Below are 21,601 nucleotides of genomic sequence, written 5' to 3'. Positions count from 1 at the left end.
ATTATGGGCTTAAAACAAAATTTACATAATTTAAAAGAGAAATATAAAGGGACTAAAATGGCACCTGCATTTAATGCAATCCATACCTTTTTATATTTGCCAAATGAGACGACTCATGGAGGAACTCATATAAAAGCGGCAGACGATCTAAAACGTACAATGAATATTGTAATTATGGCAATGGTGCCATGTTTAATTTTCGGTATGTTTAATGCAGGTTTTCAGCATAATGTAGCTGTAAACGGAAACTTTACATCTGGAATGTCTTTCTTTTCGGGAGAATTCTGGAACTTAGATAACTTATTTATTGGAGCAGCTAAAATATTACCTTTAGTACTTGTTTCTTATGGAGTTGGATTAATTGTAGAATTCATTTTTGCAGTAATTAAAGGACATGAAGTAGAGGAAGGATATTTAGTAACTGGTATGTTAGTTCCTTTAATTGTACCTGTAGATACTCCATTATGGATGTTATCTGTGGCTGTAATTTTTGGTGTTGTTATCGGAAAAGAAGTTTTTGGAGGTACAGGAATGAACATCTTAAATCCTGCTTTAACAATTAGAGCATTTTTATTTTTTGCATATCCAACTTGGATGTCTGGAGATAAAGTTTGGGTTACTGGAGCTGTAGAAAGAACAGGAACAGCAGATGCAATTTCTGGAGAAACTGTTTTAGGTAGCTTAGCACAAGGTAAAGAGATAGTGTATTCTACTTGGGATATGTTTTTAGGTTTTATACCTGGTTCTGTTGGAGAAACTTCTACTTTATTAATTGTATTAGGAGGTCTTTTCTTAATTTTTTCTAAAATAGGAAGCTGGAGAATTATGTTAAGTGCTTCATTAGGAGCATTAGCAATGGGAATCATTTTTAACCAAATTGCAGATGCAGGTATTATTGCAGAAAGCAGTAAGTTTTATAGTTTAATGAACACTCCTTTTTGGCATCACTTATTAATTGGTGGTTTTGCATTCGGAGCAGTATTTATGGCTACAGATCCTGTAACAGCATCACAAACTAATAAAGGAAAATGGATTTACGGTTTCTTAATTGGGTTTATATCAATTATGATACGTGTATTTAATCCTGCATATCCAGAAGGAGTAATGTTAGCAATTTTATTAATGAACGTTTTTGCACCTACAATAGACCATTATGTGGTTCAAGGAAATGTAAAAAGAAGAAAGAAACGTTTAAAAGCCAAAACTGCCTAGTTATGTCTAAAAACACAGATAGTAATTCATATACATTATTATTCGCCACAGGTATGGTGATAGTAGTAGGAGCAATACTAGCGTTTTTCGCATCATCGTTAAAACCAACAATAGATGAGAATAAACGTATAGAAAAGCAACAAAATATATTATACGCAATGGGCGTAAATGAAAATGATGAAACCAGCGCAATCTTTGTATCTAAAGATAAAGTAGCTGCCGAATTTTCTAAATATATTAAAAAACAATTAGTAATTAAAGGAACAGATGTTACTAAAGATGCTAAGGCTTATTTAATAGATCTTAAAAAAGAACAAACTTTAGCAAAAGAAGGTAAAGTAAGAAGATTGCCTTTGTTTGTCGGCGAAAAAGATGGTAAAACATTTTATATAGCACCAATTAGAGGTAAAGGTCTTTGGGATGCAGTTTGGGGTTATGTTGCTATGGATGCAAACATGGTTGTACAAGGAGCATATTTCGATCATAAAGGAGAAACAGCTGGTTTAGGTGCAAACATTAAACAACGTTATTTTATGGATGATTTTATTGGAGAGCATTTGATGAAAGATGGTAGTTTTAAAGGAATTGCAATTTCTAAATCTAATAACGATCCTAAGAACGAAGATAAAACAGATAATGAAGTAGATGCAATTGCTGGTGCAACAATTACTGGTGATGGAGTTTCAGCAATGATTAAGTCTGAGTTGAAAAAATATGTATCATTCTTTAACACTTTAAAAACAAATTAATATGGGACTTTTATCAAAAAAAGACGCAGCATTAATCACAGATCCATTTGCAGATAACAATCCAATTACAATTCAAGTATTAGGTATTTGTTCTGCATTAGCAATTACAGCAGAGTTAAAAGCTTCAATTGTAATGGCAGTATCTGTATTGTTTGTGATGGGAGTAGGAAATGTTGTAATCTCTTTAATGAGAAATATTATTCCTTCAAAAATTAGAATTATTGCACAACTTATTGTTGTAGCAACATTAGTAATTATTGTAGATCAAGTATTAAAAGCTTATGCTTATGAATTAAGTAAAACATTAGGAGCTTTTATTGGTTTAATTATTACAAACTGTATTATTATGGGACGTTTTGAAGCTTTTGCTTTGGCAAACGGACCTTGGCGTTCTTTCTTAGATGGAATAGGAAATGCAGTAGGTTATGGTGTAATCTTAATTTTAGTAGGATTTTTTAGAGAGTTATTAGGTTCTGGTACTTTATTAGGATTTAAAGTTTTGGGAGACCCAATTGAGAAAACAGGATTGTATTCTATAGGATATGAAAATAACGGATTTATGTTGTTAGCACCTATGGCATTAATAGTTGTTGGAATTATCATTTGGATTCAACGTAGTAGAAACGAAGCATTAATTGAAGATAACTAAAAAGATATGGAACATTTAGAATTATTTTTCAAGTCAATTTTTATAGATAACATGGTATTTGCAACCTTCTTAGGAATGTGTTCTTACCTTGCAGTATCAAAAAAAGTAACTACAGCAGTAGGTTTAGGAGCAGCAGTAATTTTCGTATTAGCTGTAACAGTACCTTTAAACTGGTTGTTAGATCAATACATATTACAACCAGGAGCATTATCTTGGTTAGGTGCTGAGTATGCAGATTATGATTTAAGTTTCTTATCATTTATTTTATTCATTGCAACCATTGCAACTATGGTACAATTAGTAGAGATTATTGTTGAGAAGTTTTCACCATCTTTATACAATTCATTAGGTATCTTCTTACCATTAATTGCAGTAAACTGTGCAATTTTAGGAGGGTCTTTATTTATGCAATCTCGTGAAATAGCAACTTTAGGTTTAGCTACAACATATGGTATTGGTTCAGGAATTGGTTGGTTTTTAGCAATTTTAGCTATTGCTGCTATTCGTGAAAAAATTAGATACTCTAACATTCCAGCGCCATTAAGAGGATTAGGTATTACATTTATTGTAACTGGTTTAATGGCTATTGGTTTTATGAGCTTTGGAGGAATGTTAACAGGTGGAGATGAAGAAACTAAAGAGGCTCCTAAAAATGAAGCTGTTATTGAAGTTAAAGAAGAGGTAAAAGCTAAAGAAATGAAGAAAAAAGAATTAGCAAATAACACTAAAGAAATTATAGAATAATGATATTAGCAGCAAGTACATTAGGAACAATTGTAGCTACAGTAGCTGCATTCTTAGTAATAACTTTGTTATTAGTTGCATTGTTATTATTTGTAAAACAGAAACTATCTCCATCTGGTCCTGTAAAAATTACTATTAATGGAGAAAGAACAATAGAAGTTGCTTCTGGTGGTTCTTTATTAACTACTTTAGGAAACGAGAAAATATTTTTACCATCAGCTTGTGGTGGTGGTGGAACATGTATACAATGTGAATGTCATGTTAACGAAGGTGGTGGTGAAGCTTTACCAACAGAAACACCTCACTTTACACGTAAAGAATTAGCACACGGTGTGCGTTTATCTTGTCAAGTAAAAGTAAAACAAGACATGGATATCTCTATTCCAGAAGAAATTTTTGGAATTAAGAAATGGGATGCTGTTGTTGTAAGAAATTATAATGTAGCAACTTTTATTAAAGAGTTTGTTGTGGAAATTCCAGAAGATATGGGGTATAAAGCAGGCGGATATATTCAAATTGAAATTCCTGCTTGTGAAGTAAACTATGCTGATATGGATATTACAGCACACCCAGAAGAACATGATACTCCTGATAAATTTGAAGCTGAATGGGATAAGTTTAACTTAAGACCATTAGTTATGAAAAATACCGAAACTGTAGAAAGAGCATATTCTATGGCTTCTTATCCTGCAGAAGGAAGAGAAATTATGTTAAATGTACGTATTGCAACTCCTCCTTTTGATAGAGCAAAAGGTGGCTGGATGGATGTAAATCCTGGTGTTGCATCATCTTATATTTTTAACTTAAAGAAAGGTGATAAATGTGTGATTTCTGGTCCTTATGGAGAATTCTTTATTAATGAATCTGATGCAGAAATGTTGTATGTAGGTGGTGGAGCAGGTATGGCACCAATGAGATCTCACTTATATCATTTATTCAGAACTTTAAAGACTGGTAGAAAAGTTACTTATTGGTATGGTGGACGTTCTAAAGCAGAATTATTCTATATCGAACATTTTAGAGCATTGGAAAAAGATTTTCCAAACTTTAAATTCTACATTGCTTTATCAGATCCAACAGAAGCGGATAACTGGACAAAGAAAGCAGATATTAATGATGAAGCTGGAGATGGATTTGTAGGTTTTATACACAATTGTGTAATTGAAAACTATTTAAATCATCATGATTCTCCAGAAGATTTAGAATTATATTTCTGTGGACCACCGTTAATGAACAATGCAGTTCAAAAAATGGGTGAAGATTTTGGTCTTGCAGACGAAAATATTCGTTTTGACGATTTTGGAGGATAGACTTCAAATAAAATTATATTACTTAAAAAACCGATTCAATTTTGAATCGGTTTTTTTGTAAATCTTTTATATTGTATTTTTGATTTCAATTAAGGTTTTAGAATGAAAAGCATCCAAAAAATATTAAAGAAAAAAAGTACATCAAAATAAAATTAAAGAAAATTGCTACCAATCACTTAGAATTAAAAGCAAAAATTAATGGTATTTCTGGGCGTTTTATTCTAGATACTGGTGCTTCTAATTCGTGTGTTGGATTGGATATGATAACTTATTTTAATTTAGATGCTAAAGAAAGTGAAACCAAAGCTGCTGGAGCAGGAGCAACAGATATGGAAACCCAGCAATCAGAAAATAATGAGCTTAAAATTGGAGATTGGAAAACAAAAAAATGCCATTTAGTACTTTTTAATTTATCACATGTAAATACGGCTTTAATCCAACACAATGCTAAAGAAGTACATGGTATTATTGGTGCAGATATTTTACTTAAAGGAAAAGCATTTATAGATTATAATAAAAATCTTTTATATTTAAAAAATACAAAGAAATAATTAATTAAAAATAAGAAGAATGAGTTTGCAAAAACAAGTAATGGACAAGATGAAGGAAGCTATGAAAGCAAAAAATACAGTTGCTTTACAAGCTTTAAGAGCAGTTAAATCTGCTTTTTTATTAGCAAAAACTGAAACAGGTGTTCAAGCTGACCTAACAGAAGAACAAGAGTTAAAAATAATTCAAAAACAAGTAAAACAAAGAAAAGATAGTGCTGCCATTTTTATAAAACAAGGCAGACAAGATTTAGCAGAGCCAGAATTAGCAGAAATTGCTGTTTTAGAACAATTTTTACCTGAAGCCTTATCTGAAGATGAAATTGCGGCTGTTGTGATAGCTACAATAGAAAAAGTAGGAGCTAAAGGTATGAAAGATATGGGGAAAGTAATGGAAATTGTGTCTAAAGAACTTTCTGGAAGAGCAGATGGAAAAACGATTTCTAATTTGGTTAAAAAAAGTTTAATGTAATCATTTACTATTTAACAAGGCTCTATAGTTCAACTGGATAGAATATCAGATTTCGGCTCTGACGGTTGCAGGTTCGAATCCTGCTAGAGTCACAAATAACAAAATTAGTGAAAGTATTATTTTCTTATTTTATTATATGTTGTTTTGCAACTACATGTTTTAGTCAAAACATATCCTATGGAATTTTAGGAGGCTTAAATATATCGAATTCTGATATTACTGTAAATCATAATGGTGAAATTTCTAATAGAGATTATTACGATAATAGAATTTCTTTTTACTTGGGTGGTAATGTTCAATTACCTATTACTCTTAATAAATTAGATTTAATTTTAAGCTTCGAATTAGTATATTCTCAACAAGGATATACTTTTGAAGGTACTTATGAAACAGATGTTATAGAATTGAATCAATTAAATTTACCAATAACTTTAAAGCACGAAGTTTTTAATAATTTATATTTTGGTATTGGAGGGTATGCAGGTTACATTCTTGAAGTTAAAGGGAGTTTATATGGAAATAATCTTGCTGAATATGATTTAGATTTAGGCGTACTAAGTATGGTTGAATATAAGATTGCAAAAAAATAAATATTGAATTAAAGTACCTTTTTGGTTTGTCTGATGTTTTAAATAGAGAATTTAATGATGGTGAATACAAACACAACAATTTTAATAGGGTATTACAATTAGGATTAAATTATAAGTTTTAACATAGACCTATTACTTTTTTAAATATGCCGAAATGATTCTTTGAACATCTCTATTATCTTTTTTTGGCTGAACAAAAAACTGATAATCTTCTGGGTTTTTTAATTGTTGAGATTGATGAGTGTCTATGTATCCAAATCCTTGGTAAATTCCATCTAAAATTAATGCAAAACCAATTTCATTTTCTGATCTACCAGTTTCTTTAATAACTAAATTTTCTGCGCTAATTCCAACGGATTTTATAGCTTTTCTTACTCGTATATTGTAATCTTCTACACTTTCTTTATTACAACATATACCTTTGCATTCTTTTAGTTGAAAATGAAAACAGCTAGAGACGTTTGTTTGTAGATGGCAATATTTTGGGCATAATTCAAATTCCTTGCATAAAAGTTCTAAATGTTTTCTACATTCTGTTACAGAATAATATTTATTTATAGGGTTTGGAGCTATTTTTAAGCGATTGTAAGCCAAATGTATTATTCCTTTTTGATCTTCATAAGAAAATAAACCAATGGCTTCAGAAGCTCTTTTTTGTGCTCTATTAAATTTAGGATAAATATGTTTTATTTCTGCAGATTCGTATAATAATGCTAATAATTCGCTGCCGGTTTTTACAAAAGAAATATCAGCAGTTTCCATACACATGGTTTGCTCTTTCTTCTTTTTGTCATAAAAATGACTAATAACGCGTTGTTTTATATTATTAGCTTTACCAACATAAATTACTTCTTTTGCTAAGTTTTTAAAATAGTAAACTCCAAAAGTTTCGGGCAAATTATCTACAACTTTTTTATCTAAGAGTGGTGGTAAAGTTGCTTGTCTAGATTTTGGATTTAAAAAAGAATTGATTGTAAAATTATGATCTCTTTCTATTAATCTTCTAAACAATTCTGTTGTTGCTTCTGCATCTCCTTTTGCTCTATGCCTTCCATTAATAGAAATGTTTTCATGTGTGCAAATATTACCTAAACTGTATGAACTTAACCCCGGAATTATTTTTCTTGACAATCGAACAGTACACAATTTTTTTCGTTTAAAATCGAATCCTAAACTTTTAAATTCTTCCTGAATTATGTTATAATCGAAGTTTACATTATGCGCTACAAAAATAGTGCCTTTAGTTATTTCTGACACCTTTTTAGCAATTTCGAAAAATTTAGGTGCGTTTCTAACCATCGCATTGGTAATACCGGTAAGATTAGTAATAAATGGAGGTATATTTTGCTCAGGATTTACTAGTGATGTAAATTCATCAATTATAGTTGTTCCATTAAAAACAAAAATGGATATTTCGGTTATTTTAGAACCTTTATACCCATTTCCTGTTGTTTCTATGTCTACTACTGTGTAAAGCAATTATGCAATAATGTTTTTTAAATCTGAAATAGTTTCTGTAGGATTTTCTGCTCCAAAAACATAACTACCAGCAACTAAAATATTTGCTCCAGCTTCAATTAATTTGTTAGCGTTTAAGTTTGTAACTCCGCCATCAATTTCTATTTGACAAGAAGATTCTGTAAATTCTATTAAATGTTTTAGTTGGGCTACTTTCTTATAGGTGTTTTCTATAAATGACTGTCCGCCAAAACCTGGGTTAACACTCATAATACAAACCATGTCTAAATCTGCAATAACATCCTCTAAAACGGCTATTGGTGTGTGCGGATTTAAAGCAACTCCTGCTTTCATACCTGTAGCTTTTATGGCTTGTATTGTTCTATGTAAATGTGTGCAAGCTTCATAATGTACCGTTAAAACATTTGCACCTAAATCTGCAAAAGTTTGTATGTACTGATCTGGATTTACGATCATTAAATGTACATCAATTGTTTTTGTAGCATGTTTTGCAATTGCCTTTAGAACTGGCATTCCAAAAGAAATGTTAGGTACAAAAACGCCATCCATAATATCAATGTGAAACCAATCTGCTTCACTATTGTTTACCATTTCGATGTCTCTTTGTAAATTAGCAAAATCTGCTGCTAAAATTGATGGTGCAATTAAATTACTCATTAGTTTATTGTTGTGTTGTTATTTTATGTTGCAAAGATAATTAATTAGTATAGGAAGAATGTAAGGGAAGTAATAAAATTAATAAATATGCTTAGCCCTGATTGAAGCGGCATCCTTTTTATGCTAAAAATTAATAAGCACCATTGTTAGGAACGAAGCAATCTTCTTTTTAATTATGAGATTGCCACAGTTTACAAAAAAGTAAACTTCGCAATGACAGCATAAAAAGATATAGCGGAAAGCAGGAAATTGCTTCAAAAAAAACTCCCAAAAATATATTTGAGAGTTTTTTAAAATATGTTTTACACTTTTTAGAAGTATGAGTGCTACTTAATGTAATCTGCGATTGCTAGCCTAAGTATGTCATTAATATTTTAGATCTAGAAGTATGTTTTAATCTTCTAATTGCTTTTTCTTTAATTTGACGTACACGCTCACGAGTTAAATCGAAAGTTTCTCCAATTTCTTCTAAAGTCATTGGTTGGTGCTCGCCTAAACCGAAGTATAATTTTACAACATCTGCTTCTCTAGGAGTTAAAGTTTCTAAAGCTCTATTAATCTCAATTCTTAAAGATTCATGTAATAAAACACGATCAGGATTTGGAGATTCGCCAGAATTTAAAACATCATATAAGTTAGAATCTTCACCTTCAATTAATGGAGCATCCATAGATACGTGACGCCCAGAATTTTTCATAGATTCTTTTACGTCATTAACTGTCATGTCTAATTTCTTAGCAATTTCTTCTGGACTCGGAGGTCTTTCGTTTTCTTGCTCTAAGAAAGCATACATTTTGTTAATTTTATTGATAGAACCAATTTTATTTAACGGTAAACGCACAATACGAGATTGTTCTGCTAATGCTTGTAAGATAGATTGACGAATCCACCAAACAGCATAAGATATAAATTTAAAACCACGAGTTTCATCAAAACGTTTAGCTGCTTTAATTAAACCTAAGTTACCTTCATTAATTAAATCTGGTAAAGTTAATCCTTGATTTTGATATTGTTTTGCAACAGATACAACAAAACGTAAATTAGCTTTTGTTAATTTCTCTAATGCACGTTGGTCACCAGCTTTAATTAACTGTGCTAATTCAACTTCTTCATCAGCAGTAATTAAGTCTACTTTTCCAATTTCTTGTAAATATTTATCTAAGGAAGCGGTTTCTCTATTAGTAACCTGCTTGGTAATTTTAAGTTGTCTCATCTAATTTTCTATGACTTTTTTAAGGATTCATATTCATGTTACACCTATTTATACGTAAGGCTTTGTAAAAATGTTACAAAATTTTTATTTTTTTAAATTTTCTTAAAAGAACATTGAATACGTTCGATCGATTTAATATTACACTCTAACTTTTTTTAAAAATAGTTGTGACTTATTACTTTCTTTTGTGTCATAAAACTAACAGATATTGAAAATTAGTAGTGTAAATAGCTTAACAGACGAAGAATTGGTCTTTAAAATAGTAGAAACAAACAACTCGCAATTGTTTGCTATTTTATATGATAGATTCTCTAAAGTTGTTTATAATAAGTGTTATGGTTTTTCTAAGAATAAAGAAGAAGCAGAAGATTTAACACATGATGTTTTTATTCGTTTGTTTGTAAAATTAAAAACATTTAAAGGTAACTCTAAGTTTTCTACTTGGTTGTATTCTTTTACGTATAATTTTTGTGTAAATTATGTGCAAAGAAATACACATAAAAAAAGGAGAAAGTTACAGTAGTTACAGATCAAATTAAAGAAGACGATGACTCTCAAGACATTGAAGACGCACAATTATTTGAATTGAAGTCTGAAAAATTGGTTAAGGCATTGTCTTTAATAGATATTAAAGAAAAAATGATTCTTTTAATGAAGTATCAAGATGATATGAGTATTAAAGAGATTTCTGAAGTATTAGATATTGGCGAAAGCGCAGTAAAGATGCGTATTAAAAGAGCAAAACAAAAAGTTGTAATTGCTTACGAAGAATTATAATTATGAACAATCCCTTTAAAAAAATATTACATCATTATGAAGTACCAGAAGTTTTAAAAAAGAAGGTGCTTAATGATGTAAATATGATAAAACTTACAATTGATGTTGCAGATTTATTTCTAGTAAAATACCCAAATACTATTGGGACTTTTTTTCTGGAGATAGTAAAACGTCAAAGAAAAAAATAACCAAATCTACTATATAAAATGAACGCGCTACTATTACCTTTAAAAACAGATTTCGATTTTAGTTTTTTACAAAGTCTTTGGAATAGCATTGTTGCTTTTTTACCTCAATTATTAAAAGGATTAGCTTTTTTAATAGTTGGATGGCTTTTTATCAAACTAGTACTTTACATCATAAAAAAAGCACTAGGACTTACAAATATAGACAGTTTACCAGAAAAATTAAATGTTGATGAAATTTTTGGAAATACTTCAATTAAAATACAACCAACAAAAATTATAATTACTTCTATAAAATGGATCTTAATTTTCATTTTTATTATTGTAGCTTCAGAATTATTAGGCTTAAGAATGGTATCTGAGCAATTGAGTAATTTAATAGCATATTTACCTAAATTAATAAGTGCATTAGTTATTTTTGCCGTTGGAATTTATGTTGCAAATATGGCAAAGAAAGCGATTTCGACCATGTTTTCGTCTTTAGAATTGACTGGAGGCAACCTTGTAGGTAATATAATATTCTATCTAATCGCAATCATAGTAAGCGTTACAGCGCTTAACCAAGCAGGTGTAAATACAGATTTGATTACTAACAATTTATCTATTATATTCGCATCAATATTAGCAGCGTTTACAATTGCTTTTGGATTAGGTTCAAGAGATGTAATTAAAAGGTTACTATTTGGTTATTATTCTAGAAAAAACCTACAAGTAGGTAATAAGATTAAAACAGATAGCTTTGAAGGTGTTATAGAATCTATAGATGATATTTCTGTAGTATTAGTATCAGAAAATAAAAAAATTATAATTCCTATTAAGGAAATTGTAGATAATAAAATAGAAGTGTTGAGTTAATTCTCAATAAAGATCTGATAGAAAGTTGGGGGACTATCTATCATGAGTGATTTATCACAAAAAAAGAGACCGTTTTTAACGGTCTCTTTACTTTTTATAGTATTTTGTTTATGCTTTAAAATAAACCATTAATTTGCGAATCAATTCGGTCAATGATATAGCCTAAATCTTCTTGGTTTGATACAAAGTCTAAATTGTCTACATCTATAACTAATAGTTTTCCTTTTTTATAAGTAGATATCCAAGCTTCATAACGTTCATTTAATCTGCTTAAATAATCAATACTAATAGAGTTTTCATAGTCTCTACCTCTTTTATGAATTTGTCCTACTAAAGTAGATATATCTGCTCGTAAGTAAATTAATAAATCTGGAGGAGATACTAGGTTTTCCATTAATTCAAAAAGAGAACTATAATTACTGTAATCTCTGTTTGTCATTAAACCCATAGCATGTAAATTAGGAGCGAAAATATGAGCATCTTCATAAATAGTTCTATCTTGAATGATGTTTTTTCCAGATTCTCTTAATTCTAATATTTGACGAAAACGACTGTTTAAAAAGTAAACTTGTAAGTTAAAAGACCAACGTTCCATTTCTGCATAAAAATCATCTAAATAAGGATTTTCATCTACAGATTCAAAGTGAGGTTTCCATTTGTAATGTTTGGCTAAAAGTTTTGTAAGTGTGGTTTTACCAGCACCAATATTTCCTGCAATTGCAACGTGCATATTTTAAAAATTCTAAAAATTAAAAAGTAACCATAAAGGTAGTAAAAATTATAGTTAGTAAAAGGCTAACAAATTAATTTATATCCAAAACCTCGAACATTTAAAATTTGAATATTTGGATCTTTTTTTAATTTTTTTCTAAGTTTACTTATAAAAACGTCCATACTTCTTGCGTTAAAAAAATCGTCATTTCCCCATAATTTATTTAAAATAAAGGTTCTGTCTAATACTTCGTTTTTATTTTCAAAAAGATAAAAAAGTAATTGAGCTTCTCTATGGGTTAGTGTTTCTGTGGTTTTAAAGTATTCTAAAGTTTGTTTTGTATAATTAAAAATGTAGCTTCCTATTTTTATAGTATCAACATTGGTTTTAAGTTCAATCCTGTTTAAGAGCGATTTTATTCTCACAATTAATTCTTCCATAGAAAAAGGTTTTTTTAAATAATCATTTCCACCATGATTAAAACCTTCTAAAACATCTGAAGTTTGCGATTTTGCTGTGAGAAAAATAATAGGAATATTTTTATTTTCTGAGCGAATTTCTTTAGCTAAAGTAAACCCATCTTTTTTAGGCATCATAACATCTAAAACCAAAATATTTGGTTTTTCTGTTTGATAAATATCTAATGCTTCTTCTCCATTTAATGCATGAGAAACCATAAAATTTCTAGATTCTAAACTCTCTTTTACAATCATACCTAAACTTGCTTCATCTTCTGCTAAAAGTACTTTTACTTTATTCATTAGGCATTGTAATTTTAAATATAGTTCTATTTTTATCTGATAGAATTAAAATGTTTCCCTGATGTTTTTCTATGATTTTTTTACTGTAATATAAACCAATTCCAAACCCTTTTACATCGTGTGTATTTCCTTTAGGAACTCTATAAAATTTATCAAAAATCTTTTCTTGTTGATTTTTTTCAATACCATTTCCATCATCAGCAACTGTTATTTCTGTTGATTTTAATATGGAATTTATATTAATTTCAATCGTATTTCCACCGTATTTTATAGCGTTATCAATTAAATTAGAAATTACATTTTCAAAATGAAAAACATCAATATTTAAATAAATTGGTTGTGTATTTGTAGAGAAATTTAACTCTTTAGTTTTGGTAAGTAGTTTGTGTTTATTAACCAATTTATCAACTAAATCTACAATATTTATAGTTTCTTTTTTTAATAAAAGTTGCTCGCTATCTAAAGTGGCTGTTTCTAGTAGTTTTTCAACCATTTGATGCAATTTTTTTAGTTGAATAGAAGACATTTTTAAATATTTTTGTGTCCTTTCTTTATCATCTAAAACATTAAAGTTTTCTAATGCTTCAATAGCTGTAGAAACTGTTGCAATTGGTGTTTTAAATTCGTGAGTAATATTGCTAATTAAATCGTTTTTTATGGTGGCCAATTCTTTTTGTTGATTGATAATTTTTAGCAAATAAAACAAGCATGAAATTATTAAAAGAGATAAAAGTAAAGATAGAATAATACCTAATGTGCTCCTTTTTAATGCTTCTAAACTTGGGTTGTTATAATGTAGTTTAAATTCTTCATCTTTTTTTAAATAGGTAGATTTAGATGAAACATGATACATTAACTTTTTTGAGATTAATGTATCATTTGAAGAGTGAAAAATAGTATCTTTTTTTAAGTGATTAAATTTAAAATCTATTTCTAATTTTTTACTTTTTAATTGATTTTTTATTAATGAATCTAATTGATTATAATTTATGTAATTAGAGGTGACAGATAAAAAAATTGGCTTTAAATTTTTAATTAGCTTTAAACTATCTGCAATTTTATCTCCAGAAAAATATTTAATCTCTGTAAGATTTTTATGTTTTAATTCTTTATTTATGTTTTTCTGCCTAAGTGTAATTTCTTTAGCAATATTGTTAAATATTGAATCTGTTTTTTCTTCGTTATTTTTACCATCTGTAGAAATAGAAATACTTGTAATTTCAAACTGAGGTTTAGATAAAGAGTCTTTTTTAGTTAACGATTTTAGTTTTTGTAATTTATTAGATTGTTTAAAAATAGAATCAAATTTTATGCTTCGAAAAAAATTTGTATCAGATTTTTCGCTATTGTAATTAATAATAGTTGTTATTTCTTTTTTTGCAAGAGTTGCATAATATTCTTCTACAGCATTGTCTAAGCTTAACTGAATTTCATTAGCAATTCTAATTTTATTTTCTTCATAATTTTTGTAGTTCCAATAAAGCTGAACACCAATTGTAGTAATAATTGTTGCTGTGATTAAGTAAAAAATCCATTGATGTTTTTTGGTATTCATATTTCAAAGATAGTTAGTAATAACGATAAAAAGCTTAGGTTAACACTCGTTAACACTTGTTAACGCAAATGCATATAAATGATATGCATCTTTGTAATGTTCAAATAAAATGTATCTATATGAAATTAATAACAACAACTATTGTCTTATTTTTTATGCTTTCTTTTCAAGCACAAGAATTTTCTGGTAAAGCTATTTATAAAACTAGTAGAAAATCTAGTTTTAAAATTGGCGGTAAAAACAATGCTAATATTTCTGATAAAATGAAAAAAGATTTAGAGGCTCGACTTAAGAAAATGAATCAAAAAACTTTTATTTTACAATTCGATAAATTCTCATCTATTTATAAAGAAGATGTAGCTTTAAGTGCTCCTTCTCAACAATTAGGAGGTGGAATTAAAGTAATGTCTTTTGGTTCTGGAGGTTCAGATATTTACTATAAAAATTTAAAAGAAAAACGTTTTTCTAATAAAACAGAAATAATGGGTAAGGCTTTTTTGGTTAAAGATAATTTGCAAGAATTTGATTGGCAATTATCATCTGAAACTAAAAACATAGGAAATTATACATGCTATAAGGCAACTTTTTCTAGAGAAGTAGAAGAAATGAAATTAACATTAGAAGATGGGAAACCTAAAGAAGAAGCTAATAAAAAGACAATTACCACTACAGCTTGGTATACCCTACAAGTACCAGTTAGTAACGGACCTGGAGATTATTATGGATTACCAGGTTTAATTTTAGAAATTAATGATGGTAAAACAACAATAGTATGTACTGAGATTATTTTAAATCCTAAAGATGAAGTTAAAATTGAAGAACCAAAAAAAGGAAAAGTAGTAAATAATAAGAAATTTGAAAAAATTACGAAAGAAAAATCAAAAGAAATGATGGAGCGGTTTAGAAACAGAAGAGGAAAAGGTAATAGTATTGAAATTAAAATTGGAGGTTAATTTTTTTTAAACTAGTTTTAAACCTTTGTGTTTTTTTAGTCTAAGAGGTGGTTAATAAGACCATGCACATAAAATTAAACAAGATATTATGAAATCATTATTTACTTTCTTTTTTGCTTTTGTTACTATAACTACGTTTGCTCAAAAAGATTTTCAAGGAAAAGCAACCTACATGTCTAAAACTACAATGGATATGAGTAGATGGTCTAGAAACGGACAAATGTCTGAAGCAAGAAAAAAACAAATTGCAGAAAGAATGAAGTCTATGTTAGAAAAAACGTTTATTCTAACTTTCGATAAAAGTTCGTCTCTTTATAAAGAAGATGCAAAATTAGCAGCGCCTACAGCAGGTGGAAGATCTCGTTTTGGAGGTATGATGGGAGGTAATGGTATTAAATATAAAAATACAAAAGATAAAGTTGCATTAGAATCTACTGAGTTTTTTGGTAAAAAGTTCTTAATTTCAGACGAAATGGAACAACCAAAATGGGAATTAGGTTCAGAAACAAAACAAATTGGTAATTATACATGTTTTAAAGCTACCTTGCTTCAAGATGTAAATCCTTTAGATTGGTCTAAAATGAGACGTAGAAAAAAAGATGATAAAAAAAGGAGGATACTTCTAAAAAAGATTCTACTAACACTGTAAAAATTTCTGACGATATAGAAATGCCAAAACAAACATTAATTACAGCTTGGTACACACCTCAAATACCTGTTAGTAATGGGCCTGGAGAATTCTGGGGTTTACCTGGTTTAATTTTAGAAATTAATTCTGGGAGAACTACAATTTTATGTACAGAAATAGTAATGAATCCTTCAGAAAAAGAAGCAATTGAAGCTCCAGATAAAGGAAAGAAAATTACTAGAAAAAAGTATACAGAAACAGTTACAAAGAAGATGGAGGAAATGAGAGAGATGTTTCAAAGAAGAGGAAGAAATGGAGGAGGAAAAGGTCGTTTTTAATCTACATTAAAAAAATCAAATTACACAAATGAAAAAATTACTACTACTAGCCATTTTCATGGTTACATTGTTTACTAATGCCCAAGTTAAACTTACTGGTATTGTAAAAGACAGTATTGGAGATCCATTAGAAATGGCAAATGTTCTTGCTATAAATAAGGTTACCAAAAAAATGGCTTCTTATGGTTTTACAGATGCTAAAGGAAAATATAAATTAGATTTAGACCGTAACGGAACTTTTAATATTAAGATTAGTTATGTGGGTATGAAATCTGTAGATTTTACAGTAGAAACTAAGTCTGCAGATATAGAAAAAAATATTATTTTAGACTATGATGATTCTTTAGAGGGTATAAATATAGTGTCTAAAATGCCTGTAACTATAAAGGGTGATACAATTGTATATAATGCCGATTCATTTAAAAACGGTTCCGAAAGAAAATTAGAAGATGTTTTAAAGAAAATACCTGGTATGGAGGTAAATGATGAAGGCGAAATAGAAATTGAAGGTAAGAAAGTTGGTAAAGTAATGGTAGATGGTAAAGATTTCTTTGATGGAGATACTAAACTAGCAACAAAAAACATACCTGCAAATGCTGTTGATAAAGTAGAGGTTTTAAAAAACTTTGGTGAGGTAAGTCAGTTAAGAGGTGTGCAAAATAATGAAGACAATATTGCTATTAATATTAAATTAAAAGAAGGGAAAAAGAACTTTTGGTTTGGAGACGTTACAGCAGGAGGAGGAACAGCAGAAGACAACTCTTTATATGTAGTACAACCTAAATTATTTTACTACAACCCAAAGTATAGTATAAACTTTATTGGAGATTTAAATAACATTGGTGAAGTAGCTTTTAGTGGTAAAGACGCAAGAAACTTTGGGGGCGGTTTTAGAGCGCCTAGTAATAATAGCGGAACCAGTATAAGCTTAGGAAGCAATAATATAGGATTATTAACTTTACAAAATAATAGAGCAAATTCTATAGAATCTAAATTAGCCGCAGCTAATTTTAGCTATTCACCAAAGTCTACTTTAGATGTAAGTGGTTTTGCAATTTTTAGCAATAGTAAAGTGCAAACTGTACAGAACACTTCTATTCTTTATACAGATCCTAGTTTAGGTATTCCAGACGAATCTACAGAAAGTAATACTTTACAAGATACCAATTCTGGTTTATTAAAATTTAGTTTAAATTACAAGCCAAATACTAATAATCAATTGGATTATGATATTTATGGAAGAATGTCTAAAGAATCTCAAAATCAAGATTTCTATTCTTCTAACTTAGGTAATTTAGATCAAATAGAAAAAGCAACTCCATTTAGTATAAATCAAAATTTTAATTATTATTATACAGCTAATGAGAGAAATATTTTTGCGTTATCTGCACAATCTTTAATTCAAGATGAAGACCCTTTATACAACGCTATTCTAGAAGATAAAGCTTCATATTCAAATACAGGTGATGCTTTAGGATTAGATGACATGCAAGCAGGATATGATATTAACCAAGAAAAAAGGGTTAAAACAAATCAAATAGATGCAAAGTTAGATTATTGGAATGTTTTAAATACTAAAAGTAATATTAATCTAACCTTTGGGACTATTTATAGCAATCAAAAATTTGATTCAGATATTTTTCAAAGACTAGATAATGGTACTGAGTTTGATGGAACATCTACTATTAATAATGGTTTAGATACCAATAATATAGACTATACTTTTACAGATGTTTATTTTGGTATTCATTATCAATTTAAAACAGGTAAATTTACAATTACACCAGGTTTTACTGCGCATTTATATAACGTTGAAAATAATCAGTTTTCAACAAATTATAAAGATAATTTTGTGAGAATTTTACCAGACTTTAATATGAGAATTAGCTTAAAACAAAGCGAAAATATTTCTTTAAATTATAGAATGCAAACTCAGTTTACAGATGTTAATCAATTTGCAAGAGGTCTAGTTTTAAATAATTATAACTCAATTTTTTCAGGAAATCCTATTTTAGAAAATGCTTTATCACATAATGCTAGTTTAAGATATTTTAGTTTTAATATGTTTAATTATACAAATATTTTTGCATCATTAAATTATAACAAAAGAATAGATCAAGTTACTTCAAATGCACAATTTGACCCAGGAAGTGTAGTAAGTGTTAGAAGTCCAGAAAATTCTGAATTTGCAAATGAAAGTTTAAGTTTTAGCGGTCGTTTTCAAAAAACATTTAGAAAATACAGAGCATCTCTTAACACAAGTTTGTCTTACAGTAAATATGCTCAAGAGATAAATGATAGAGTTTCTAATAATGAAAGTTTTACACAAAGATATGTAGCTAGTTTTGGTACAAATTTTAGAAAAGCTCCAAATGTAACTCTAAATTATGGATATACATTACAAGATAATGACCAAGGAGATAGAAGCACTAAGAGAACAACCAATGCTCCATCAATAGAGTTTGATGCTTATATTTGGGAGAAGTTAACTTTTAGAACCAAGTATAGTTATTCTGCGCTATCAGATGAAACATCTACCTTAAATAGTTTCGATTTTTGGGATGCTTCTTTAATTTACAGAGCCAATAATGATAGTAAGTGGGAATATCAAGTAAAGGCAACAAACTTATTAGATACAAGATCTCAAAGTAGTGCTAATGCAGGTAGTTTTTCTGTAAATACGGTAGATTATTATATACAGCCGAGATTCTTAACTTTTAGAATTATTTATCAATTGTAAAAACAATTAAAAAATAATTAAATGACTCAAAGAAATTTGAGTCATTTTTTTTAAATCAAAATAGAAATTACAAAATTACTTTCCTACTTTTACAACATGAGTTTATTGGCATCAAAATCATCTTTTTATGCAGCTTTTAAAAGTTTAGGTTTACTTTGGTTATTTATCGCTTACGGTTTATTTTTAGATGGTTTTTACATTTATAATATAATAGATAATGCACAACTATATGCAAATTTAAGTATGTTATTTGTGTTTCCAATAGTATATTGGAAAGTGAATAAAAGAACTAAAGAGCATTTAATTGCTGGTGTTTTAATTGGTTTTTTTGGCGAATATTTATTTTCTGTAGTTTTAGGCATGTATACGTATAGATTAGAAAACGTACCTCATTATATCCCATTTGGGCATGCTTTAGTTTATGCGGGTGTTTTATATTTTTCTAAAGCTAGTGCTATACTTAAAAAGAGAAAAATAATTGAAAGCTTTTTAAGTGTTTTTATTTTTATATATGCTTCCGTTTTTTTAGTTTTTAGAGGAGATGTATTTGGTTTTGTAATGACAATAGCAACACTGTTTATTTTAAGAAATAAACCACGAGAACGTCTTTTTTATCTAACAATGTATGTTTCTGTAGCTTATTTAGAAATTGTTGGCACAAGTTTTTTGTGCTGGAAATGGCCAGAATTAGCTTTTAATACATTTTCTTTTTTACCAAGTCATAATCCACCAAGTGGAATAAGTCTCTTTTATTTTCTATTAGATTTAGGTTGTCTATGGGTATATAAACAAAGACATAAATTAACTTGGTATAGGATGAAAAATATTCGAAAAATTAAATTGAAAACTTCAAATATTATAAACTAAAAAAGAGATAATTTAGTTGTTTAATAAAATAAAACTATCGTTGTAAAAATGTCGATACAAGTAACATCAGTTTCAAAAATTTATAAAAACCAGAAAGTATTAAATGATGTTTCTTTTTCTGCGGATAGAGGCCAGATAATAGGTTTTTTAGGTCCAAATGGAGCAGGGAAATCTACGATGATGAAAATCTTAACAGGTTTTATTAAACCAAATGAAGGTATTGTTTTAGTTGATGAAATAGACGTTTTACAAAACCAGATAGAAGCACAGAAAAATATTGGCTATTTACCAGAGCACAATCCTTTATATACAGATATGTACGTGCGTGAATATTTGCAATTTCGGGCAACTATTTTTAATGTTGATAAAAGCGAAATAGAACTTTGTATTAAAAAAGTAGGTTTAACAGAAGAAGCCCATAAAAAAATACATCAATTATCTAAAGGATATCAGCAAAGAGTAGGATTAGCAGCTGCAATTTTACACAATCCGAAAGTGTTAATTTTAGATGAACCAACTACTGGTTTAGATCCTAATCAGTTAGTTGAAATTAGAGCATTAATTAAGGAGTTAGGAAAAGATAAAACAGTTCTTTTTTCTACACATATTATGCAAGAAGTAGAAGCAGTTTGCGATCGAGTAATCATCATTAAAAAAGGAGAGGTTTTGGTTGATAAACAACTATCTGACCTTAAGGTAGATAATGAACAAGTAATAGAAGTTACTTTCGATTATAAGATAGAAGAACAGTTTATAAAAAGATTACCAAATATAGTTTCTTATAAAAACAATTACGATTATACTTGGCATATTACCTTTGAATCTAAAGAAGATATGCGCCCCAAAATTTTTGATTTTGCACAAGAAAACGGACTTAAAATTCTTGGTTTAAATACTCAAAATAAAAATTTAGAAACGCTGTTTAGGGAGTTAACTTCTTGATTTAAAGTAGCTTTAAATTACTTTGTTAAATGCTCGTAAGCTTCCAATAATGTTGGAAAAACTAAAACACTTCCTGCTCCCTTTAGTTCTTTTTCATTATGCTCAGTTAAAATACCAATAGGAATCATTCCTGCTAATTTTGCAGCTTTTGTACCTGTTAAACTATCTTCAAAAACCCAAATATCTTTAAAATCGTCTGTGGTAAAACCTAAAGTTTCTGCTAATAAAATATAAGCTTCAGGAGCCGGTTTTGGTTTTATATAATCTTGTACACCAAAAACTGTTTTAAAATTTAAGTTTAAATGATGAACACTGTTTTCTAAAAACTGTTTTGTTGCATTACTGGCAATTCCATAAGGTATTTTTTCTTCGGATAAAAGGGTTGTAAACTCTCTAACTCCAGGTAGTAATTTGGGTATTTTAAAATACTTATCTAGATGAGAATCTTTTAAAAAAAATAGTTCTTCAGCACGTTTTTCTTCACCAATAACACTGCAGAAGTATTCTGCAATTATCATTGGCGATTTTCCTGCATGAGCTTTAGGAAATGGTGCTATTTCAGTATTAAATAACTCTCTAAAAGCAGAAGCCCAAGCCGAATAATGACTTTCTTTACTATCTACAACAACTCCATCAAAATCAAATAAAAATCCTTTAGGCAACAT

The 21,601-nt window shown here is 28.9% G+C and carries 25 protein-coding genes and 1 tRNA gene; 19 read left to right on the top strand and 7 right to left on the bottom strand.

Features of this window, described 5'->3' with window-relative positions; translation table 11 throughout:
- The first annotated feature begins 3 nt into the window (after window positions 1–3).
- From N5A56_RS11165 to N5A56_RS11125, 9 genes are all read left to right on the top strand, one after another.
- Complete coding sequence (locus tag N5A56_RS11165) at window positions 4–1,212, top strand: NADH:ubiquinone reductase (Na(+)-transporting) subunit B (protein WP_274270406.1); 1,209 nt, start codon at window positions 4–6, stop codon at window positions 1,210–1,212.
- A 2-nt stretch (window positions 1,213–1,214) separates the two neighbouring features.
- Complete coding sequence (locus N5A56_RS11160; protein ID WP_265725526.1) at window positions 1,215–1,961, top strand: Na(+)-translocating NADH-quinone reductase subunit C; 747 nt, start codon at window positions 1,215–1,217, stop codon at window positions 1,959–1,961.
- Between the two features lies 1 nt (window position 1,962).
- The gene (locus N5A56_RS11155; protein ID WP_265725525.1) at window positions 1,963–2,610 is read left to right on the top strand and encodes an NADH:ubiquinone reductase (Na(+)-transporting) subunit D; all 648 of its coding nucleotides are present in this window, start codon (window positions 1,963–1,965) and stop codon (window positions 2,608–2,610) included.
- 6 nt (window positions 2,611–2,616) lie between these two features.
- A complete protein-coding gene (nqrE, locus tag N5A56_RS11150; protein WP_265725524.1) occupies window positions 2,617–3,354 on the top strand; it encodes an NADH:ubiquinone reductase (Na(+)-transporting) subunit E in 738 nt (245 codons plus the stop codon).
- Window positions 3,354–4,664, top strand: a complete 1,311-nt coding sequence (gene nqrF, locus N5A56_RS11145) for an NADH:ubiquinone reductase (Na(+)-transporting) subunit F (RefSeq protein WP_265725523.1) — start codon at window positions 3,354–3,356, stop codon at window positions 4,662–4,664. The genes nqrE and nqrF overlap by 1 nt, the downstream gene beginning before the upstream one ends.
- Window positions 4,665–4,786: 122 nt before the next feature.
- The gene (locus N5A56_RS11140) at window positions 4,787–5,215 is read left to right on the top strand and encodes a retropepsin-like aspartic protease (RefSeq protein WP_265726136.1); all 429 of its coding nucleotides are present in this window, start codon (window positions 4,787–4,789) and stop codon (window positions 5,213–5,215) included.
- A 19-nt stretch (window positions 5,216–5,234) separates the two neighbouring features.
- Window positions 5,235–5,684 carry a GatB/YqeY domain-containing protein gene (locus N5A56_RS11135; RefSeq protein ID WP_265725522.1) on the top strand — a complete coding sequence of 150 codons (450 nt, stop codon included), beginning with the start codon at window positions 5,235–5,237 and terminating at the stop codon, window positions 5,682–5,684.
- Window positions 5,685–5,702: 18 nt separating this feature from the next.
- Window positions 5,703–5,776 (top strand) — tRNA-Arg (locus tag N5A56_RS11130).
- 15 nt (window positions 5,777–5,791) lie between these two features.
- A complete protein-coding gene (locus tag N5A56_RS11125) occupies window positions 5,792–6,274 on the top strand; it encodes an outer membrane beta-barrel protein (RefSeq protein ID WP_274270405.1) in 483 nt (160 codons plus the stop codon).
- A gap of 132 nt (window positions 6,275–6,406) precedes the next feature.
- Here N5A56_RS11125 and N5A56_RS11120 read toward each other — a convergent pair whose 3' ends face one another.
- The 3 genes from N5A56_RS11120 to N5A56_RS11110 all read right to left on the bottom strand — a co-directional run bounded on the left by N5A56_RS11120 (window position 6,407) and on the right by N5A56_RS11110 (window position 9,623).
- Window positions 6,407–7,753: an exonuclease domain-containing protein gene (locus N5A56_RS11120; protein WP_265725520.1), complete on the bottom strand. Its 1,347-nt coding sequence runs from the start codon at window positions 7,751–7,753 to the stop codon at window positions 6,407–6,409.
- Entirely contained in the window at window positions 7,754–8,410 is a 657-nt protein-coding gene (rpe, locus tag N5A56_RS11115; RefSeq protein ID WP_265725519.1) for a ribulose-phosphate 3-epimerase, read from the bottom strand.
- A 349-nt stretch (window positions 8,411–8,759) separates the two neighbouring features.
- The gene (locus tag N5A56_RS11110) at window positions 8,760–9,623 is read right to left on the bottom strand and encodes a sigma-70 family RNA polymerase sigma factor (protein ID WP_015482077.1); all 864 of its coding nucleotides are present in this window, start codon (window positions 9,621–9,623) and stop codon (window positions 8,760–8,762) included.
- A 208-nt stretch (window positions 9,624–9,831) separates the two neighbouring features.
- On the opposite strand from N5A56_RS11110, the gene N5A56_RS17470 reads away from it, so the two are divergent.
- From N5A56_RS17470 to N5A56_RS11095, 4 genes are all read left to right on the top strand, one after another.
- Window positions 9,832–10,146, top strand: a complete 315-nt coding sequence (locus N5A56_RS17470; RefSeq protein WP_337994797.1) for an RNA polymerase sigma factor — start codon at window positions 9,832–9,834, stop codon at window positions 10,144–10,146.
- A gap of 62 nt (window positions 10,147–10,208) precedes the next feature.
- Window positions 10,209–10,400 (top strand): RNA polymerase sigma factor, encoded by a 192-nt coding sequence (locus N5A56_RS17465; protein WP_337994796.1) that lies wholly within the window; start codon window positions 10,209–10,211, stop codon window positions 10,398–10,400.
- Between the two features lie 2 nt (window positions 10,401–10,402).
- Window positions 10,403–10,588 carry a hypothetical protein gene (locus tag N5A56_RS11100; protein WP_274270404.1) on the top strand — a complete coding sequence of 62 codons (186 nt, stop codon included), beginning with the start codon at window positions 10,403–10,405 and terminating at the stop codon, window positions 10,586–10,588.
- 18 nt (window positions 10,589–10,606) lie between these two features.
- On the top strand, window positions 10,607–11,440 hold the full coding sequence (locus tag N5A56_RS11095; RefSeq protein ID WP_265725517.1) for a mechanosensitive ion channel family protein: 834 nt from the start codon (window positions 10,607–10,609) through the stop codon (window positions 11,438–11,440).
- A 115-nt stretch (window positions 11,441–11,555) separates the two neighbouring features.
- On the opposite strand, the gene N5A56_RS11090 is transcribed toward N5A56_RS11095, so the two are convergent.
- The 3 genes from N5A56_RS11090 to N5A56_RS11080 all read right to left on the bottom strand — a co-directional run bounded on the left by N5A56_RS11090 (window position 11,556) and on the right by N5A56_RS11080 (window position 14,468).
- Entirely contained in the window at window positions 11,556–12,170 is a 615-nt protein-coding gene (locus N5A56_RS11090) for a deoxynucleoside kinase (protein WP_265725516.1), read from the bottom strand.
- A 65-nt stretch (window positions 12,171–12,235) separates the two neighbouring features.
- Window positions 12,236–12,913, bottom strand: coding sequence for a response regulator transcription factor (locus tag N5A56_RS11085; RefSeq protein WP_265725515.1), 678 nt, complete (start codon window positions 12,911–12,913; stop codon window positions 12,236–12,238).
- Entirely contained in the window at window positions 12,906–14,468 is a 1,563-nt protein-coding gene (locus N5A56_RS11080; protein WP_265725514.1) for a sensor histidine kinase, read from the bottom strand. The genes N5A56_RS11085 and N5A56_RS11080 overlap by 8 nt, the downstream gene beginning before the upstream one ends.
- A gap of 119 nt (window positions 14,469–14,587) precedes the next feature.
- Between N5A56_RS11080 and N5A56_RS11075 the strand changes: the two genes are divergently transcribed.
- The 6 genes from N5A56_RS11075 (at window position 14,588) to gldA (ending at window position 20,936) form a co-directional block, all read left to right on the top strand.
- Window positions 14,588–15,421: a GLPGLI family protein gene (locus N5A56_RS11075; RefSeq protein WP_265725513.1), complete on the top strand. Its 834-nt coding sequence runs from the start codon at window positions 14,588–14,590 to the stop codon at window positions 15,419–15,421.
- Window positions 15,422–15,509: 88 nt separating this feature from the next.
- Window positions 15,510–16,070, top strand: coding sequence for a GLPGLI family protein (locus tag N5A56_RS17460; RefSeq protein WP_337994795.1), 561 nt, complete (start codon window positions 15,510–15,512; stop codon window positions 16,068–16,070).
- Window positions 16,071–16,090: 20 nt separating this feature from the next.
- Window positions 16,091–16,387: a GLPGLI family protein gene (locus N5A56_RS17455; RefSeq protein ID WP_337994794.1), complete on the top strand. Its 297-nt coding sequence runs from the start codon at window positions 16,091–16,093 to the stop codon at window positions 16,385–16,387.
- 28 nt (window positions 16,388–16,415) lie between these two features.
- On the top strand, window positions 16,416–19,127 hold the full coding sequence (locus N5A56_RS11065) for a TonB-dependent receptor (RefSeq protein ID WP_274270403.1): 2,712 nt from the start codon (window positions 16,416–16,418) through the stop codon (window positions 19,125–19,127).
- A gap of 96 nt (window positions 19,128–19,223) precedes the next feature.
- Window positions 19,224–19,994, top strand: coding sequence for a hypothetical protein (locus N5A56_RS11060; protein WP_265725511.1), 771 nt, complete (start codon window positions 19,224–19,226; stop codon window positions 19,992–19,994).
- Window positions 19,995–20,042: 48 nt separating this feature from the next.
- Window positions 20,043–20,936 (top strand): gliding motility-associated ABC transporter ATP-binding subunit GldA, encoded by an 894-nt coding sequence (gldA, locus tag N5A56_RS11055; protein ID WP_265725510.1) that lies wholly within the window; start codon window positions 20,043–20,045, stop codon window positions 20,934–20,936.
- 17 nt (window positions 20,937–20,953) lie between these two features.
- On the opposite strand, the gene N5A56_RS11050 is transcribed toward gldA, so the two are convergent.
- Window positions 20,954–21,601 (bottom strand): HAD family hydrolase, encoded by a 648-nt coding sequence (locus N5A56_RS11050; protein ID WP_265725509.1) that lies wholly within the window; start codon window positions 21,599–21,601, stop codon window positions 20,954–20,956.

The organism is Polaribacter ponticola (genome assembly GCF_026191475.2).
GTDB lineage: Bacteria > Bacteroidota > Bacteroidia > Flavobacteriales > Flavobacteriaceae > Polaribacter > Polaribacter ponticola.
Note: the sequence above shows the minus strand (reverse complement) of the source record. Positions and strands in the feature narration are given on the sequence as shown.